The following is a 15599-nucleotide window of genomic DNA, read 5'->3' on the forward strand; positions in this document are numbered from 1 at the left end:
ATAACTTCTACCTAATCAATGATATTGAAATATATATTCTAGAATTGCTATATTTTGTGTAGTATAAATATTATTCATTAATAATTTTAGATTTGTGGCTATAAGCAGCGCCTAAACACGCTTGAGACTGCAAATAATCAACTTAAAAGAATAAATATGTGACAATACGCCTTGATATCTTGTGATTATAGCAGGCAAATCCTATAATAATAATTGATGATTTTTAACCAGATGCAAACTTTTATTTTTAATACGTTATCATTGGCTCAGCCCACTTTTATTTATAGCTCATAAAGTAGCTAAGGAAATCCGTTTGAACACCACAAACTTGACGACATTCGTTACCGTTATGCACACTGGCAGTATTTCAGGTGCCGCAGAAAAGCTGTTCATTACTCAGCCTGCCGTCAGTAAGCGCATCAAAAACTTAGAAGATGAGTTTAACATTACTTTATTTGATACTGTAGGCCGCGGGATTGTACCCACGCAGGCTGCTATTGAGATGCTGCCACACGCCAAACGCTGGTTGGAAGATTATGAGAACTTCAAGATTAACTTGCAGCACTCTCAGCATATCGTCTCTGGCAAGCTTGTAATTGGCACAAGCCATCATATTGGTTTACATCATCTAGCACCCGTGCTTAAGCATTTTATTCAGACTTATCCTGCTGTTCAGTTAGAAGTTCATTTTGTTGACTCAGAAAAGGCCCACAAAGCAGTACTGGACGGCGATCTGTCATTAGCGTTTGTCACGCTACCGCCTGTATACGATAAACGCTTGACCTATCACACGCTTTGGTCAGATCCCCTGTATTTTATGACGGGTACTTTGTCACCTCTAGCGACCAAATCTAATGTCACTTTAGAGCAGTTAGCACGCTATCCTGCTATTCTACCGTCTGCCAATACCTTTACCAGTCAGATTACTTTGGCTGAGTTTGCTAAGCATAACCTAAAACCTTATGCCACGATGAGTACCAATCCGCTTGAATCTATTCGGATGCTGGTTTCTGTTGGACTGGGTTGGTCAGTCCTTCCGCAAACTATGGTCAGTCAAGATTTGGAACGTATCGATATGGCAGACAACATTGAGTTACAACGCTATTTAGGTGTGGTTATCAATCCGAAGCTAACACAATCTAGTAGCGTAACCGCACTACTAGATTTGCTGGCGCCAATTGAGTAAAAACATCCCAATACAACAATTTAGGTATTTAAGCTATTCGCATTCGTGACTCTCATACGTTATAATATGCTTGACGTTGTTTTAATAACAAAAATTTACCACAAGGACACTGATAGTCATATATTGAATACTTCTAGTAAGATATGATGGTTAACAGTAGGTTTAATGGTTTCGCTGATTGGTTATGTAGGTTGCTAATACTCATATATAAATAGCAGATGCGAGCAATAACAGCAGATAAGTGGAATGCGAGGTTCCCATTGTTCTCTATCTCTATATGAGTGCTAGCCATATAACGACATCAATCATATAAAACTACAAAGATACTGAAAAAGCCATTATGTCTTAATTAATGGCTTTTTTTGTCTTTATACATTGTTTGAGATATTTTGTTTGAGGCATCGTCTTTTAAGACAGAACTTTTATAGTTAAAAATAATTAAAGCCAACGATGTTGGTTAAGGATAACTTATATGAACGGAGTTTCTAGTGGCGTGCTTATATCACTTGGCGCCTATTTTTTAGTGATGATTGGAATTGGTGTTTATGCTTATTTTAAGCAAGCCAATGATACCGAGGGTTATCTTTTAGGAGGACGTAATCTAGGTCCAGCAGTTACTGCACTTTCAGCAGGCGCATCGGACATGTCAGGTTGGTTGCTACTCGGACTACCAGGCTATATGTATGCAGATGGTGTGGTGAGTATTTGGATCGCACTTGGTTTGACCCTTGGTGCCTTCTTAAACTATATCATCGTAGCACCGCGTCTTCGTGTTTATACCGAAGTCGCTGATAACGCTATTACTTTGCCTGACTATTTTGCCAACCGCTTCGAAGATAAATCGCATATGCTGCGTGTAATCTCCGCTTTGGTTATCATTTTATTCTTTACTGTCTACACAGCGGCAAGTCTCGTAGGCGGTGGTAAGCTTTTGAAAGCTCACTTAACCTATCTTACACCACAGGACTTTGGGTGACTGCTGGCGTCGTTGTCGGTTACACGCTATTCGGTGGTTTCTTAGCAGTATCGATGACTGACTTTGTTCAGGGTATCATCATGCTGTTTGCGATGGTCATTGTACCTCTCGTTGCCTTTACAGATCTTGGCGGTGTTTCAGCCACGACTGAAGCCGTTAGAAACATTGATCCAAGCCTACTAAATATTACTAGCGGTATGAGTATCATCGGTATCATTTCACTTATGGCATGGGGTTTAGGATATTTTGGTCAGCCGCATATTATTGTGCGTTTTATGGCAATCCGCTCAGTACGAGATGTGCCTACTGCACGTAATATCGGTATGAGCTGGATGATTGTCAGTCTTATCGGCGCATTGATGACTGGTTTTGCTGGTCGTGCTTATGTACAAAAGACAGCTATGACGTTAGATGATCCTGAGACTATCTTTTTAGTATTCACTCAGTTCCTATTCCACCCGTTGGTTTCAGGTTTCCTATTAGCAGCGATTTTAGCGGCCATCATGAGTACCATCTCATCGCAGTTATTGGTAGTATCAAGCTCATTAACCAAAGACGTTTATAAACTATTCTTTGACAGAGATGCACCAGAAGCTCGTCAAGTATTGGTTGGACGTATCTCAGTTGTCGTGGTCGCTATTGTTGCTATCTTGTTAGCTTCTGATCCAGACAGCTCAGTATTGAACCTAGTATCAAACGCATGGGCAGGATTTGGTGCAGCGTTTGGGCCGTTGGTTATTTTCAGTCTCACATGGCGCCGCATGAACCGTAATGGTGCTGTAGCTGGTATGGTTGTGGGTGCATTGACGGTTATTTTATGGATCTATGGTCCTTTCCAAATAGATGGTATGGCACTAAATAGCTGGTTATATGCTATTGTTCCAGGCTTTATCTTAAGTACCATCGCTATTTTTGTAGTCAGTATCATGACGGGCGGTCCAAGAGAATCAGTCGCCGCTAAATACAAAGAGATGGAATTAAATCTAAACAAATAAGTTTATACAGTAACTTTACCTTATCACTATAAAAAAACCTCGCCACTAATGGCGAGGGTTTTTTATTGGTAGCTATTAATTATGATGTAAGTAGCTACTATTATAAGTAGGAAGGCTGCTCTAACCTTCTATTATGAGTATCTACTCTTAATAGAATAGCTATGTACTATTGCCAAATGAATCTGTCTAAACATGCCCCTACCTATATGGATAGCTAACTATCATATAGGTAGCGACAATGGATACATTGCTTACCATTCAATCAACTGGAAGGCAGATATCACACGTATAACAACATATGAGTAGTAAGTAGGTTGTAGCTATCAGTTATTAATTTACTTTCTGTAAAACACTCTAAATATCTTTCCATATCTAAGAGTTTTTATTCACTTCAAAATATTGGAATCAATAAAAAGCGACCTATGATAGGCCGCTTTTTATTATCTAACAGTTATATAAGGAAGCTACTTTCCTTGATAAGAAATCTTTAAACCAGCAATATAACCATCATTATCTTGGAAATCACCAACGATTTTTCCACTAGGTAGACGACCTTTGCATCACCGAACCATAAGTATTTACCACCAGCCGACACGGCCCAGTTTTCCGTCACGTTGTATTTGGCACCAAGACCGACGCTGTAATAGCCATCGACAGGACCTAACGACGTTGTTGGATCACCAGCACCACTATCCCAACCCACAGTACCACTGATAGCAAGTGCTGGTGCAACACGCTTGGCAAGACCAAGCTCCACTTGCCATTGGTCATCTTCGTATTCAACCAAGTCCAAACCATCAGGGCCGTAATTACGTTTACTAACGTCATTATATAATGGTGGTGTGATGACAAAATCGCTCCAAGGTACCCAGCGTACTTTTGCCGTTGCTAGAGTTGTAGGATTAATACCAGTCTGGAAATCAAAGTTGACTGATTTAGGGGTTGTAATCTCATAATTACTGTTCCGGTTAGCAGCCGCAGCCCCTATAGCCGCTGCCTGTGCTGGAGTCGCTCCTTGCTGCAAAGCAGCTCCTTGAGCCAAAATACCTGCTATAGGATAATTCTCAGAGATATCTATATCATGGTCAATCTCAGAACGATAAGTCAACGCTGCTTTTAGAGCAATTTCAGGCTTGCTATAGGCAATACCTGCGATATAACCATAATCCATATCAGGGATTGCTGTTTGAGGTATAACCACTAGCAGGCCCATAAGCTAAGCCACGCAATTTGGTTTCAGATTGGATACGCTGAGCAACTGGACCACCATAAATTTGGAAGTTTTTATTGGCACCGAATTTCATTCCCAAAATACCAGTCAAACTTTGGCTACGAACTTCAACGTTAGTATTCTCGCCTGCAGTGGCTGACTCAGCTAATGCTATAGCACCTGCAGTCTGTGGGTCTACACCATCACCTACCAATTCGCCTCCTGAAGCTTGAGGATTATTGCTTGCCACAAAATTACTTTGCGTGTATTCAGCAGCAGCACCAAAAGGCTCATCATATAGTACACCCACACTGAACGTGTCGTTGATATCAGTTTTTACGCCATAGCGGAAGAAGTCATAAGATTCAGCAATGTCGCCCGTTTTATTGCCGCGCTCATAGTCATTTTGACCAGGGTTGACATTCGCACTATCGTAGCCGCTTACATCAGCATCAATATAAGTATAGACCGCTTCAGCGTAAGTGCCATCTTGAAAAAAGCAGTGACATCTTGACCTGAACGATCAAGACCAGCAGCGTTGGTTACGCTAGCGAAAGAAAGAGTAGCAATAGCTACTGCAAGGGTTTTCAAATGAAAGGTAGTGCGCATTGTGTATCTCCAACGATCCTTGTTGTATTAATACTTTAATAACCATTATGTAGCATTGCTATGCTCGATATTGATATTACTAAAGTTTTGTCCTAAGTTGAATACTAATGTCTTTTTGACACTAAAACAACATTAAAAGTGCTTTATTTCTCAATTATGACTGAACAGTACATATAAGATATAAATAAAATACTGTGGTTTACTTTTTGTCTTTAATGTGATTTTTACGGTAAGGTCTATAGCCAGAAAATAAATATTTTTACCTATAGTCTGTTAAATGTGATTTTTAAAACATAATAAAAAAGCGACCCTTAAAGGATCGCTTTTTTTATATTAGTAGCAAACAGTATCACATAATTTATTTGTGATTTACTGAGCTTGGTAAGATACCTTTACACCCAATACAAAACCATCGTTACTTTCGAAATCACTAACGATCGTCTTAGTTGGGATTTGACCTTTGGCATCACCGAACCATAAGTATTTACCGCCAGCAGATATCGCCCAGTTTTCGGTCACATTATATTTCGCGCCAAGACCAGCACTATAATAGCCTTCGATAGGACCTAATGAGGTGACTGGGTCACCTGCACCACTATCCCAACCAACAGTACCACTGATAGCAAGTGCTGGCGCGACACGCTTAGCCAATCCTAGCTCTACTTGCCATTGGTCGTCATCATAGCTAACTAACGCTAACCCCTTATCATCCTGAGTCGAAATCTTGCTAACATCGTTATATAGTGATGGTACGATAGCAAAATCACTCCATGGTACCCAACGTACTTTGGCAGTCGCTAGGGTTGTAGGGTTGATGCCAGTTTGAAAATCAAAGTTCACTGATTCAGGCGTAGTTATTTCAATACTATCAACTCTGTTTGTTGACAGACCAAGTGCAGAAACCACAGGAGCTGGTATAAGACCAGAACCTACAACAGGATAAATTTCAGATGCTTGAGCGTTATGTTCGATTTCCGATCGGTATGTTAATGATGCTTTTAACGCAATTTCAGGCTTGCTATAAGCTACGCCTGCGATATAACCGTAATCTTGATCAGCATTAATATTCGTAGTGTAACCGTTCGCAGCTTCATAAGCAGGACCGCGTAGCTTTACATCTGCCTTTACGCGCTGAGCAACTGGGCCACCGTATACTTGGAAGTTTTTATTTTGACCAAACTTCGCACCAAGGATACCAGTAATACTCTCTGTACGTACTTCTACGTTAGTACCCTCACCGTTTGCATTTACAAAGTTATTATCACCAGTATAGTCAGCGGCTGCGCCAAAAGGCTCATCATATAAGACGCCAACACTAAACGTGTCGTTGATGTCTGCTTTTACGCCATAACGGAAAAAGTCATAAGACTCTGCGATATCATCAATCTTATTACCTGAAGTATCTTTACCCGTCACGTCCGCATCGATATAGGTATAGACAGCTTCAGCATAAGTACCATCTTGTAGGAATGCGGTGACATCTTGGCCTGAACGGTCAAGACCAGCAGCACTAGCAGCGCTAGCGACAGATAGAGCAGCAACAGCTACTGCAAGAGTTTTTAAGTGAAAGGTGGCGCGCATTTTACATCTCCAAACATCCGCATTGTTTTACTGCTTTACTTAATTCTCTTAAGTAAGCAGCATCCGAGGTGGAAGATAGTAAAGATTTTTTAACACTAAAACAACTGCCAAAATACATTATTTCCATATTATGACTATTAAGTCACCAAAGGGTACCTTTATCTAAAAATATACATATTGCGACTATTTACTATTGGTTATCTTACTTGCTATTATTTTTCAGTAATGTGGTGGTCTATCCGCCATCACATCAAATGGGGCAATACCACTCTCTGGGTCTTGATTTTCTATTTGCTTATAAATCAGTTGTAGCTGACGCTGTAATGTCTGAATATCTTTATCTTGACGTGCGATCACCTCATCAAGCCTTTCTACTGTAATCTCAAGGTGCGCTACATTCATTTGCAGATCAATTACTTGGGTTTGCAAGTCGTCTTGTATGCTCGCAGCAGCATCTTTGTTATTAGATTGATTCATATTTTTCTCTAAAGTATCGTAAATATAAGGCTGAAAGGTTTATCAAGTAAAATAGGTGACAAAACCTAAGTGGCATCATTAAATCCATCATGCTAAACAAAAAATAGCCGCTATGAATAAAAGCTATAAATAGTACTGATAAAACGATTTACTCGCACTACAGTTGCGCGGTGGCATGTTATACTGCTGGCAATTTTGCAACAACCCCTACCCTCACTATTATATAAGCTTAAGATACTCTATGGCACTGATTCATTTAAAAGACATTCACTTAGCGTTTGGCGTCGCGCCTGTTCTTGATGGTATTGATTTTTCTATCAATTCAGGCGAGCGTGTGTGTTTGATTGGCCGCAATGGCGAAGGTAAATCCACCTTATTCAAACTGATTAATGGCTCATTGCAGCCAGATAGTGGTGAGATCATCACCAACAGCAGTATGCGTGTTGCGATGCTTGAGCAAGACGTCCCCGAGTCGAGCGGACGCATACTCGATATCGTCATGGGCGGTAGCCGCCGCACAGCTGAGCTGCTGATCAATTATAATAAGCAAGTGGAGATGTGCGCCAATGGCGACATGGACGCTTGCGAGCACATGGCGACCTTGCAGCATGATATCGACGCCGTCCATGGCTGGGACTTAGAACGTGATGCCATGCGTCTGATCACAACAATGGGACTTGATCCGGAAGATGATTTGTCATCACTCTCTGGTGGTCGTAAGCGCCGCGTATTACTTGCTCGTGCGCTGGTCACCAAACCTGATGTACTCCTACTTGATGAGCCAACCAACCATCTAGACGTTGATAGTATTGAGTGGTTAGAGCGCTTCTTGCTCGATTGGCAAGGTCTAACTCTACTGTTTGTCACCCACGATAGAGCATTCGTTGATAAGCTTGCGACTCGTATTGTAGAGCTTGACCGTGGTCAATTGACCAGCTATGACGTCACTCAAGGCGCCAAAGGCTACGCTCGTTATCAAGAGCTAAAAGAGCTACAATTACAGGCTGAAGAAAGAACAACGCCAATTTTGATAAAAAACTGGCGCAAGAAGAAGTCTGGATTCGTCAAGGCATCAAAGCTCGCCGTACCCGCAATGAGGGCCGCGTCCGTGAACTAAAAGCATTGCGTGAAGAGCGCCGCGAACGCCGTGAGCAAGTGGGTAATGTAAACATCACGATGGGTCAAGGCGAAAAAAGCGGCAAGCTCGTTTGTAAAGTCAAAAACCTGCACCTTGAATATGAGGGTAATGTACTGGTTGACAACTTTACGACCACTATTATGCGCGGCGACAAAATCGGTATTGTCGGCCCTAACGGTGCTGGTAAAACCACCCTTATCAAAGCCCTACTCGATATGTCGGATGACGAGGTCACCAAGACCGGCAGCGTCACGCTTGGCACCAATTTGCAAATTGCCTTTTTTGATCAGCTGCGTGATCAGCTAGATCTTGAAGCCAGCGTCGCGCAAAACGTCTCAGAAGGTTCTGACTTTGTCGAAGTTGGCGGTCGCAAGACACATATCATGAGCTATTTACAAGACTTCTTATTTGCACCAGAGCGTGCACGTACCCCTGTCAAAGCCTTGTCAGGTGGTGAGCGCAACCGTGTATTGCTGGCCAAGCAGTTATTAAAACCTGCCAACATATTAGTACTTGATGAGCCAACCAACGATTTGGATATGGCCACCCTTGAGCTATTAGAAGAGTCGGTCAGCAGCTTTAACGGTACCATCTTGCTGATCAGTCATGACCGCTCATTTATGGACAATGTGGTCACCTCCACCTGGGTATTTGACACGGATGAAAATGGCAATGGCATCGTCAAAGAGTATGTCGGCGGTTATCAAGAGTACTTGATACAAAAAAACCGCGAGGAAGCCGCGCGCGCCGCAAAAGCACCCGTTAGCAATACTAAAGCGTCAAAATCAGCCAATAAAGCTGACGCTGGGAAGCCAAATAAAGCCGCCAAAAAGCTCAACTTCAATGAGCAGCGCGAGCTAGATAGCTTACCCAAAGAAATCGCCGCACTCGAAGCCGAACAAACTCAACTACAAGAAAAATTGGCTGATGGCTCTTGGTTTAATACCGACTTTGATGCCGCGACAGCCGCAAGTGAGCGCTTGTTGGCCATCGAAGATGAAATGATGAGTAAGCTTGAGCGTTGGAGCGAGCTTGAAGACTAATAATGGCACTTCTCTAGCCACATTTATTAGAATATCGCATATGTACTTTGCATTGCGTATTTCGATAAACAAGTTTCTGATAGTCTGATAAAGCATTATTAATTATTCTGAAAGCATCACCACTTTATTATATATAGAGTGGTGATATTCGTTTTATCCAGTAGTGAGATGGTGAAAGTTAGTGAACATTTTCGTAATTTCAAGTATCATTCGCTATTGCTGAAAAATCCTTATTAATTATAAGGTCATGACATTTACAATCCCTATAAAAGCAAAGTTGGCGTTAAACATTGATAATCCGACTGTTTTAATATGGTTATCATATTCAACCCCTAATATGCCCCTATTAAGGTTGCTTTATTTTTAACGCAATAATTTATTTTATCACCGAAATAGCTTAGAATAGTAACAATTAGCAAAATTAGGCACAGCTAAAGTGGCTTGATATTGTATATTTTCTAAGCCACAAACCCAGTGTGGGATAATCCCATTTCATTCACCTGGAGGAAGTATTAATGAGCCAAGCCGAAGGCGTTAATGTACAACGCCGTAGAGTTCTTATTGCCTCAACTGCCGCGATTGGTGCAGCTGGGGTAGCTGCCGTGGCGACACCTTTTGTCCGTTCTTGGTACCCAAGCGCTAAAGCTGAGGCTGCAGGGGCTGCAGTAACCCAAGATATTGGTGCTATCGAAGATGGACAAATGATTGTTGTCAAATACCGTGGCAAACCTATTTATGTCGTTAAACGCACAGAAGACATGGTCGCAGGACTAGAATCAGTTACGCCTTTATTATCTGATCCTGAGTCTGATGCGTCTCTACAGCCAGAATATTGCAAAAACCCTACTCGCTCGATAGAACCAACCGTATTGGTTGTGGAAGGCGTTTGTACTCATTTAGGCTGTGCACCAAATTACCGTCCTGATGTGGGCGCGGTGGATTTAGGTGGCAATGATTGGTACGGCGGGTTTTTTCTGTCCGTGCCACGGGTCAAAATATGACTTAGCAGGCCGCGTATATAGTGGCGTTCCTGCACCGCTTAATTTACCCGTTCCAGAATATGGTATGGATGGTACCATTTTGACGGTTGGGGAGGCTTAACATGAGTATGGGTAAAAAGTTAATGCATTGGGTGGACGCGCGTTTTCCAGCGACTGAAACCTACGAATACCACATGTCAAAGTACTACGCACCAAAGAACTTTAACTTTTGGTACTTCTTTGGCGTATTGTCAATGGTCGTATTGGTCAACCAGTTGGTGACTGGTATTTGGCTGACGATGATGTACAATCCTAGTGCCGAGGGCGCATTTGCGTCTGTAGAATACATCATGCGTGATGTCAAAGGCGGTTGGCTCATCCGTTATATGCACTCGACTGGCGCCTCAGCGTTCTTTGTCGTGGTGTATTTGCATATGTTTAGAGCACTGCTCTACGGCTCATATCAAAAACCCTCGTGAGCTTATTTGGCTCATCGGTATGGGCATCTATTTGGCTCTTATGGCCGAAGGTTTCTTTGGATACCTACTCCCTTGGGGCAACATGTCATTTTGGGGTGCTCAGGTTATCTTAAACCTTCCTGCGGCGCTGCCGGTAATCGGTGACGGTCTTGCTGAGTGGGTACGTGGTGACTATATCATCTCAGGTATCACCCTAAACCGCTTCTTTGCGCTACACGTTGTCGCTATTCCATTGGTCCTTGTGGGCTTGGTCTTCATGCACATTGTCGCATTGCACCATGTAGGTTCTAACAACCCTGATGGTATCGATATTAAGAAGCTAAAAGACAAAAATGGCGTACCATTAGACGGTATCGAATTCCATCCATACTACACTGTGCATGATATGGTAGGTATTGTAGTATTCTTTATCTGTTTCTTTGCGGTGGTGTTCTTCTTCCCTGAAGGCGGCGGTTTCTTCCTTGAGCCACCAAACTTTGAGACAGCGAACTCACTGAAAACACCAGCGCATATTGCACCAGTATGGTACTACACGCCTTTCTACGCTATCTTGCGTGCGGTTCCAAGTAAGCTGGGCGGTGTCATCGCCATGGGTGCGGCCATCGCTGTACTATTCTTGATACCGTGGCTCGACAGATCACCTGTACGCTCAATACGCTACAAAGGTATCTTGTCTAAGATTGCACTAACTGTCTTTGCTATTAGCTTTATCGTACTTGGCTATTTAGGTGCGACACCTGCAACGCCAACTGCGACTATTATGGCTCGTGTATTCACGATTCTATATTTCTTATTCTTCTTACTGATGCCGTTTTACACTGCCATCGAGAAGTGTAAACAGCCACCAGAACGCGTTACCGGAGGTCACTAATGAGCACGCTAATCAAATCCCTAGCGGGTCTAGGCTTAGGCGCGGCATTGACCTTGACTGCTGGTACAGCAATGGCTGAAGGCAGTGGTTGTGGTACGTTTACTAATGCTGAAGGTGTTGATGAGCATTTGGCCTGTAGTACAGCCCCAATTGATTTTTACCAATAAAGGCTCACTACAGAACGGCGCGAAAATCTTTATGAACTACTGTGCTGGGTGCCACTCAGCCAAGTATGTTCGTCACTCGCGTATTGCACAAGATTTAGAGATACCGCCTGAGTTGGTTGAAAAGTATTTGATGGTTACCACCGATCAAATCGGTGACCACATTACTGCTGAGATAGACCCTGAGGTTCAAGCGTCTTGGTTTGGTGCTGCACCTCCTGATCTGTCACTTGAGACGAGACTGCGCGGTGATGACTGGGTATACACATACCTATTATCATTCTATGAAGATCCAAGTCGTCCTTGGGGCGCTAACAACTTAGTACTGGCCAATGCTGCTATGCCCCACGTATTGCATAATATGCAAGAAGAGCTAAGCCAAGAAGAATTTGAATCTGAAGTTGGTGACTTAGTCAACTTTATGGCTTGGATGGGTGAGCCTGCTCGTCACGACCGTCAAGTCATTGGTTTCTTTGTTATTTTATTCTTGTTAGTACTACTCATCCCAGTTTACTTGTTGAACAAAGAATTCTGGAAAGACGTCAAATAAGTAATAATTAGCAGACAGTTCTGATAATTAAAAAGGCACTACTTCGGTAGTGCCTTTTTTTGTGCTTTGACATTAAGCTGAAATACCAGATAAGCCGGAAAATAAGCCACTCAGCGCTAATGTTTACGTACACTACCTTGATAAACGTTGCGAGTTTGTTTACGATGACAACCTTCACTCTTAACATTAGGCTTTCATGATTGATGCGAATGACATTCCAAGTAGTCAGCTAATTTTATATGCTGATGACGGCTACGACAGTCATGTGGTACGCCTATTACTTGAAGAAAAAAAGCTTGCTTACTATTTGTCTCGTCTGCATTCCGAGCGCCCTGAAGATTTGACTGAGCTTAATCCCTATCATACCTTACCTGTATTGCAGCAGCGTGAGATTGCGCTTTATGAGATTAATGTTATTTTTGAATATCTTGAAGAGCGTTATCACACAAACAAACTGCTCCCTGAGACACCGCAGGAACGTGCACAGTTTCGCCAATTGGCTTGGCGCATTCAGCGTGATTGGCTCGTACTTGGCAAGCGCCTCCTCACGCATCCAGATAGTTTTAATAAAGCACAGGCTGCCGTTGCTAAAAAACAACTCAGTGATTCATTGATTACTCTGTCGCCGCTGTTCGCTCATAAGCCTTATTTTATGGCTGATAAGTTTGGTTGGTGTGACGTGTTATTAGCACCCCTATTATGGCGATTGGATGAAATGGGGATTGAGCTGCCACGTGCTATCAGCCGTCCATTGTTTGAATATCAAACGAGAGTGTTTGAGCGTAGTAGCTTCCAAAAAAGCGTACGTTAATTAGACAAGTATAAGAAGCTGCCTTAGAATAAGTATCAATATAACAGAAATTGACTTGCACTTATTGTGCGATAATTTGCTAAATAAAATATCTTTTCATTATTGAACATCATTAGTATAGGAAATCATTAGATGAGCGAAACCACCTCTATTACACCTACCCGTCCTTATATGGTACGTGCACTATATCAATGGATAGAAGACAACGCCTTGACGCCTTATCTGATGGTCGATGCTACTGCTGATAACGTACAGATACCAACCGAGCATGTGCAAGATGGTCGTATCGTATTAAACATCGCCAGCCGTGCTACAGGCAATATGAGTATGAAAAATGATTATATTCATTTTAGTGCGCGTTTTGGCGGTGTCTCGCAAGAAATTTGGGTACCCTTGCAAGCGGTACTTGGCATCTATGCTAAAGAAAACTCGCAAGGGATGTTTTTGATCCTAACGAGTACGATAACTATGAGCCTGAAGAAGAGGCTAGCGCGGTAGCGAATAAACCAAAAGCTGCGACTAAACCTAAACGCGATAACAAAGCAGGGTTGAAAGTGCTGAAATAATCAGCCATTCAAACTGATTATTTTTCACATAATAAAAAGCCAGTCATATTTGATATAACTGGCTTTTTTTATTGGCTGCTCAAAGACTTGAGACTTTATCTTTAACTAGGTTCTCGGCAAGGTCACGCCGCGCTGACCTTGGTATTTACCGCCGCGATCTTTGTAACTGGTCTCGCACACGTCATCGGCATCGCTTTGGAAAAACAGCATTTGCGCGACGCCTTCTCCGGCATAAATACGAGCTGGTAGATTGGTGGTATTACTGAACTCTAGCGTTACATGCCCTTCCCACTCAGGCTCTAGCGGCGTGACATTGACGATAATACCGCAACGTGCGTAAGTCGACTTGCCTAGGCAAATAGTCAGTACGTCGCGTGGAATACGGAAATATTCCATCGTACGTGCTAAGGCAAACGAGTTTGGCGGAATGATACACTCATCACCGACGATATCGATAAAGCTTTTATCATCGAAGTTTTTAGGATCAACAACGACTGAATGGACGTTGGTAAAGACTTTGAATTCAGGCGCACAGCGTACATCGTAACCGTAGCTTGAGGTACCGTAGCTCACCAAACGCTCGCCTGCATCATTGAAGCGCACTTGACCTGGCTCGTATGGCTCGATCATGCCGTGCTCTTCGGCCATTTTACGAATCCAGCGGTCAGACTTAATAGACATTGTTATTCCTTAGCAAATTTTTAATAGCGATGATTATACGGAATTGATGGCTCAATTTATAGGTTTTACGCGAGATAAAAGTATCCACTCGCTATTCAGCTTGAGTCAGATATTACCATTTTGCAAAGTGATCTTCCGCTAGTCCCATTACCTTATCCAAGCGTAGCACTTGCCCAGCTAAGCGTATCTCGCCGCTGTACTCCCCTAGCCACTGCTCAAAGATGCTGGCGACAACGCCGAAATTGTCTGTTTTTTTGTAGACTCTAATCGGCGTGAAAGTTAAATCGATATCGACACTGCTCCAGCCTAAGCTTCGATGATAAATGTGCCAAGTATTGGCAGAGGAGTCATTCGTATCTTTACGCTCAAATAATACAGGTGGCAGATAAAAAATCTCGCCATCGAGCCAACAAGCATTCTCACTTAGACCTGTCTCATTGACACCCATAGAGAGATTCAATAAAAATGCCGACCATCTGCTAGGTAGCTGTTGATACAAGTCCAAAACCAATTGGTCTCATGACGCATATAACCCAGTGTCCAATCTAGATTGGCTTTTGTTGTCTTGCTCAATTCAAGTTTTTGCTGCTGACTATCAGCGGTTATCTGTGCACCCGCTTTGATAATTATCTCGCCGCTAGCAGCGCTCAACGGCTCTTTTTGGGTAAACGTCCAACCGCGTCTGCCTGTTGGCGTACATATCGCAAGCGGCTGCTGCTGACGCTCTAATTTTGCATGGACTGCTAGATATTGGCTATCAAGCTCTATACTCACCTGCTCTGGGGTAAAACCTAGCGTTAGGCTAAGCTTGCTATGGGTAAAAGACATCTGCCCTTGATAGTGATCGCCGATAAATTCACTGCGGCGCGTAACTGGCTGCAAGGCTTCCCCAATCTCTAATTGTGCAGTCTCTTCATTGTAAACATAAACAAAAGCACTAGTGGCAATCTTAATCGTTGCCAGTGCGAGACATACTCTAAAAGGCGGCTCGATGATTTGGACAAAACAGAATTGATTGGCCTTGAAGTCTTTACGCCAGTTTGATAATGGTTTTTGCGAGATTAACGGACTGTAATAATCGAGATAATTGATTTGTTTAACTTGCGAGAACACCCCAAATTGTGGCTGACCATTTTGGATGAGCTGTTCGATAGCTTGTGGCTTTATATCGGTAGAAATGATATTTGCGTAAGCTACATTATCTACCTTGTCGCTTTTAATAGGTCCATGCATTGCTATGACATCCTTGTCTTGCATTTATTACTGACTAATCACTTGTCCT

General features: G+C 42.6%; 7 protein-coding genes and 7 pseudogenes. 8 read left to right on the forward strand and 6 right to left on the reverse strand.

Going from position 1 to position 15599, the window contains the following annotated elements; translation table 11 throughout:
- Positions 1-313 precede the first annotated feature (313 nt).
- Positions 314-1186 (forward strand): LysR family transcriptional regulator, encoded by an 873-nt coding sequence (locus PKHYL_RS10600; protein WP_071001286.1) that lies wholly within the window; start codon positions 314-316, stop codon positions 1184-1186.
- 472 nt (positions 1187-1658) lie between these two features.
- A pseudogene (gene putP / locus PKHYL_RS10605) lies at positions 1659-3157 on the forward strand (sodium/proline symporter PutP).
- A gap of 464 nt (positions 3158-3621) precedes the next feature.
- Here the strand turns inward: putP and PKHYL_RS10610 are convergent.
- The 3 genes and pseudogenes from PKHYL_RS10610 to PKHYL_RS10620 form a co-directional block, all read right to left on the reverse strand.
- Positions 3622-4976 (reverse strand): annotated as a pseudogene (locus tag PKHYL_RS10610) (outer membrane protein transport protein).
- A 369-nt stretch (positions 4977-5345) separates the two neighbouring features.
- Positions 5346-6557 (reverse strand): OmpP1/FadL family transporter, encoded by a 1212-nt coding sequence (locus tag PKHYL_RS10615; RefSeq protein ID WP_071001280.1) that lies wholly within the window; start codon positions 6555-6557, stop codon positions 5346-5348.
- A 219-nt stretch (positions 6558-6776) separates the two neighbouring features.
- Positions 6777-7034, reverse strand: a complete 258-nt coding sequence (locus PKHYL_RS10620) for a SlyX family protein (protein ID WP_058024131.1) — start codon at positions 7032-7034, stop codon at positions 6777-6779.
- A 241-nt stretch (positions 7035-7275) separates the two neighbouring features.
- Here PKHYL_RS10620 and PKHYL_RS10625 point away from each other — a divergent pair.
- The 6 genes and pseudogenes from PKHYL_RS10625 to PKHYL_RS10655 all read left to right on the forward strand — a co-directional run bounded on the left by PKHYL_RS10625 (position 7276) and on the right by PKHYL_RS10655 (position 13636).
- Positions 7276-9215, forward strand: a pseudogene (locus PKHYL_RS10625) (ATP-binding cassette domain-containing protein).
- Between the two features lie 515 nt (positions 9216-9730).
- Positions 9731-10316, forward strand: a pseudogene (petA, locus tag PKHYL_RS10630) (ubiquinol-cytochrome c reductase iron-sulfur subunit).
- A gap of 22 nt (positions 10317-10338) precedes the next feature.
- Positions 10339-11545, forward strand: a pseudogene (locus tag PKHYL_RS17655) (cytochrome b).
- Positions 11545-12259: pseudogene (locus tag PKHYL_RS10645) on the forward strand (cytochrome c1). The pseudogenes PKHYL_RS17655 and PKHYL_RS10645 overlap by 1 nt, the downstream one beginning before the upstream one ends.
- A gap of 196 nt (positions 12260-12455) precedes the next feature.
- On the forward strand, positions 12456-13070 hold the full coding sequence (locus tag PKHYL_RS10650; protein WP_071001275.1) for a glutathione S-transferase N-terminal domain-containing protein: 615 nt from the start codon (positions 12456-12458) through the stop codon (positions 13068-13070).
- Positions 13071-13202: 132 nt separating this feature from the next.
- Positions 13203-13636: pseudogene (locus PKHYL_RS10655) on the forward strand (ClpXP protease specificity-enhancing factor).
- 105 nt (positions 13637-13741) lie between these two features.
- Here the strand turns inward: PKHYL_RS10655 and dcd are convergent.
- From dcd to PKHYL_RS10670, 3 genes are all read right to left on the reverse strand, one after another.
- Positions 13742-14317, reverse strand: coding sequence for a dCTP deaminase (gene dcd, locus PKHYL_RS10660; RefSeq protein ID WP_058024138.1), 576 nt, complete (start codon positions 14315-14317; stop codon positions 13742-13744).
- A gap of 112 nt (positions 14318-14429) precedes the next feature.
- On the reverse strand, positions 14430-14765 hold the full coding sequence (locus PKHYL_RS10665) for a DUF2804 family protein (RefSeq protein WP_240365105.1): 336 nt from the start codon (positions 14763-14765) through the stop codon (positions 14430-14432).
- Between the two features lie 8 nt (positions 14766-14773).
- Positions 14774-15550, reverse strand: a complete 777-nt coding sequence (locus PKHYL_RS10670) for a DUF2804 family protein (RefSeq protein ID WP_240365106.1) — start codon at positions 15548-15550, stop codon at positions 14774-14776.
- Between the last annotated feature and the right edge of the window lie 49 nt (positions 15551-15599).

This window comes from Psychrobacter sp. KH172YL61 (genome assembly GCF_007182895.1).
Classification (GTDB): Bacteria; Pseudomonadota; Gammaproteobacteria; order Pseudomonadales; family Moraxellaceae; genus Psychrobacter; species Psychrobacter pacificensis.

Coding starts and splice junctions, on each gene's coding strand:
- PKHYL_RS10615 (WP_071001280.1), bottom strand. CDS start 6,557: ATGCGCGCCACCTTTCACTTAAAAACTCTTGCAGTAGCTGTTGCTGCT.
- PKHYL_RS10620 (WP_058024131.1), bottom strand. CDS start 7,034: ATGAATCAATCTAATAACAAAGATGCTGCTGCGAGCATACAAGACGAC.
- PKHYL_RS10650 (WP_071001275.1), top strand. CDS start 12,456: ATGATTGATGCGAATGACATTCCAAGTAGTCAGCTAATTTTATATGCT.
- dcd (WP_058024138.1), bottom strand. CDS start 14,317: ATGTCTATTAAGTCTGACCGCTGGATTCGTAAAATGGCCGAAGAGCAC.
- PKHYL_RS10665 (WP_240365105.1), bottom strand. CDS start 14,765: ATGGGTGTCAATGAGACAGGTCTAAGTGAGAATGCTTGTTGGCTCGAT.
- PKHYL_RS10670 (WP_240365106.1), bottom strand. CDS start 15,550: ATGCATGGACCTATTAAAAGCGACAAGGTAGATAATGTAGCTTACGCA.